This window comes from Shewanella sp. 11B5, from assembly GCF_002836795.1.
Taxonomy (GTDB): Bacteria; Pseudomonadota; Gammaproteobacteria; order Enterobacterales; family Shewanellaceae; genus Shewanella; species Shewanella frigidimarina.
Genome location: NZ_PJAP01000854.1, coordinates 1 through 3,578, shown reverse-complemented (window position 1 = coordinate 3,578; position 3,578 = coordinate 1). Strand labels below are relative to the sequence as shown.

At 43.2% G+C, this 3,578-nt stretch carries 3 protein-coding genes and 1 pseudogene; all 4 read left to right on the top strand.

The window, feature by feature from the left end:
• The coding region (locus CXF78_RS17165; RefSeq protein ID WP_102037440.1) for a glycoside hydrolase family 16 protein at positions 1–795 on the top strand (795 nt) is incomplete at its 5' end.
• Between the two features lie 402 nt (positions 796–1,197).
• Positions 1,198–1,998, top strand: a complete 801-nt coding sequence (gene cysQ / locus CXF78_RS17160) for a 3'(2'),5'-bisphosphate nucleotidase CysQ (protein ID WP_102037439.1) — start codon at positions 1,198–1,200, stop codon at positions 1,996–1,998.
• 73 nt (positions 1,999–2,071) lie between these two features.
• Positions 2,072–2,977 carry a fructokinase gene (gene mak / locus CXF78_RS17155; protein WP_011636795.1) on the top strand — a complete coding sequence of 302 codons (906 nt, stop codon included), beginning with the start codon at positions 2,072–2,074 and terminating at the stop codon, positions 2,975–2,977.
• Between the two features lie 165 nt (positions 2,978–3,142).
• A pseudogene (locus CXF78_RS17150) lies at positions 3,143–3,578 on the top strand (YdcF family protein); the annotation flags it as partial.

The following is a 3,578-nucleotide window of genomic DNA, read 5'->3' as shown; positions in this document are numbered from 1 at the left end:
GGTGGTCTTTTATCGATTACGGCATTACGAGAAACCTTTTCTGGGCCTGCTGTAAATGATTCTGATCCAAGCTATGACGTAAACGATACATCGAAAACATTAGATTACACCTCTGCTCGTTTAGTATCGAAAAACAAAGGGGATTGGAAATACGGCCGTTTTGAAATTCGCGCAAAATTACCACAAGGTCAGGGAACTTGGCCTGCGATATGGATGTTACCGACAGATTGGGTATATGGCCCTTGGGCTGGTTCAGGTGAAATAGACATTATGGAGGCCGTAAACCTCAAGGTTGTTACCGACGGTAAGACGCCAGAGTCTGCAGTACATGGCACATTACATTACGGTAAACAATGGCCCAATAATGTTTATACAGGGCAAGGGTATCATTTACCCAATGAACTCAATCCTGCGGATGCCTTTCATGTTTATGCTGTTGAATGGCAGCAAGATGAAATTCGTTGGTATGTTGATGATGTTCACTTTGCCACACAACAATCCTCTGGTTGGTACAGTCAATACATTGATGGCAATGGTGATTTGGTTAATGCCCCTGATGATGCACCGTTTAACCAGCCATTTCATATGCTACTCAATCTTGCTGTAGGTGGAGCATGGGCTGGAACCGTGAATAACACAGGTATCGATGAGTTAGTTTTTCCGCAATCGATGTTAGTGGATTACGTGCGTGTATATCAATGTGCTATTTCGCCGAGTTCGGGAGCAGGTTGTGAGACTATTGATAATAGTGTTGTACCCGTAACGGGTAAAAAAATGCCTGATATTGTTGAGTGAATCGGTTTACTTTATTCACTTTAGTTGTGTGAGGGGCGACAAATATAAATACACCATAAAGGGTGTTTAAAAATACGAATGTTAAGCGGGTTGCATCAACCATAATGTTGAGCCTGTTAAGTTACTATTGTTAGTTGTTAATTGTTCACCCAGTAGCTGAATACGAATGCAAAGATGCACTGTTTGCTTTGAGCCACGCTGCGGTTAGCTTAGTATCGAGCAGCATTTGTGGTGTTTCGGGGATATTGAGTCAACGTGATGGCTTTGTCACTTAGGTTTTTTAAGTCGTTTTTGATTGAAGTGCAATCAAATTGTTATCAATCTATGATGCTAACAATGGCATAATGTCATATCGATACTGTGTTGATGTTTAACGCGATATGAATTTGATAAGGAATTGATTTGTCTAACATTGTATTTTCTAAAACAGACTTACAGAAGATAGTGGCTCTTGCCAAGCAAGCAGGTGAAGCCATTATGCAAGTTTATGCTCAAACTGATTTGCAGATTGAGGTTAAACAAGATGATAGCCCTGTTACTGCAGCCGACATTGCCAGCCATAATGTAATTGTTGCCGGCCTTAAACAGCATTTTGCTGAGATTGCCGTAATGAGCGAAGAAGCGGCTGACATCAGCTGGGCAGAACGACAAATGTGGCAAACGTATTGGTTGATCGATCCGCTAGATGGCACCAAAGAATTTATTAAACGCAACGGTGAATTTACGGTCAATATTGCGCTTATTCACCAAGGCAAAGCGATTGCTGGTGTGGTGTATGCACCAGTATTAGGCAAATGTTATAGCGGCATTGTTGGTCAAGGTGCGTGGCTTGAACATAATGGACAAGTATCGGTATTGGATATTAGTGACACAGCAGTGCAATCGCCACCTATCGTAGTCGGCAGCCGCTCTCACGTTAGCCCTGATGTTGCCTCGTATTTACAGACTATTGGCGAACATCAAATGTTAAGCGTCGGCAGTTCATTAAAATTTTGTATGGTGGCCGAAGGCCAAGCCGATGTGTACCCAAGATTAGGCCTAACCAGTGAATGGGATACCGCCGCAGCGCAAGCAGTATTAGAAAGTGCTGGTGGGCTGGTGGTTGAATATCCAGCGCTTACACCGCTGCAATACAACCAAAAAGAAAATATTTTAAATCCGTATTTTATTGCCGCATCGTCGGCATGGTTTGCACGCAAATAGCGCTAATCGTTATCAGCCTTTGTAAACCAAATATGGAACCCCAATTAATAATAAGCAAATGGAGTGACAAGTTATGATGCGCATGGGCGTCGATCTCGGTGGTACAAAAATTGAAATAGTGGCTTTAGCCGATGATGGATCTGAAATATTCAGAAAGCGCATTCCAACGCCAAAAAACTATCCTGGTACCATAGAAGCGATTGTCAGCTTAGTGGCTGATGCAGAATCAGAAACGGGTCAAACCGGCTCTGTTGGTGTTGGCATTCCAGGTGTTGTGTCACCGTTTACTGGCTTGGTAAAAAATTCAAATTCAACGTGGATTAACGGCCATCCGCTTGATAAAGATTTAAGTGAAGTATTAAACCGTGAAGTACGCGTTGCCAACGATGCTAACTGTTTTGCAGTCTCTGAAGCCGTTGATGGCGCAGCCGCTGGTAAAGGAGTTGTGTTTGGCGGCATTATTGGTACCGGTTGTGGTGCTGGCATTGCGATTAACGGCCGTGTACATGGCGGCGGTAATGGCATTGGTGGCGAGTGGGGACATAACCCACTACCGTGGATGACAGCAGATGAGTTTAATACCACTACTTGTTTTTGTGGTAATCGTGACTGTATTGAAACCTTTATTTCTGGCACAGGCTTTGTTCGTGATTTTCGTGAAGCGGGTGGTGATGCCACTAGCGGTATTCAAATTTCTGAGATGATGCAACAGGGCGATCCATTAGCCACAGCGGCATTTGAACGCTACATTGATCGTTTAGCGCGGTCACTCGCACACGTGATTAATATGATGGATCCAGACATGATTGTATTAGGTGGCGGTGTATCAAACATCGAAGCTATTTATACTGAATTGCCTAAAGTGCTACCCAAGTATGTTGTGGGCCGTGAATGTGGTACCCAAGTGGTTAAAAATAAGTTTGGCGCATCATCTGGTGTTCGCGGTGCTGCATGGTTGTGGGGCAAAGACGAGAAGTAGTCTTAATTCAAAACTAGCAAAAGTAATCTCGAATAATCTCGTTGAGAACGTGTTTTGCAAATCAATTAAACGGCACCTAAACAGTGCCGTTTTTTGTTTTGAGTTTGTTTTAGGCTGCTATAACGATAAACTAGCCGCAATAATGATAAACAAAGTGAATGATTAATGTTTTGGCTTAAAAAACTCTTGTCACAATTGGTGATGCCAATTCCTTTTAGCATAATGTTGTTAGTTCTGGCAGCCGTTTTATGGCGAACGAATCGTATAAAGCTACTGCAATTTGGCCGAATGCTCTTGGTTACCGCTATCGTGGTGCTAACATTAACAAGCCAATCGCAAGTGAGTTATTTTTTAGCTAATTCATTAGAATCGCAACATAACGTTAATCATCAACCGATTGCTGGTTCTTGTGTTGTGATGGTATTAGGTTCAGGTAATAGTGAGCAACAGGGTCATACCGCAGTGCAGCAGCTATCATCAACAGCACTGGCTCGTTTAACCGAAGGCGTTCGTCAGTTCAGGCTGGGCCAGCAATGCACTTTAATTGTGAGTGGTTGGAGTGGTGGATACTTGAAGACAGCTCATGCGACCATTATGGCTC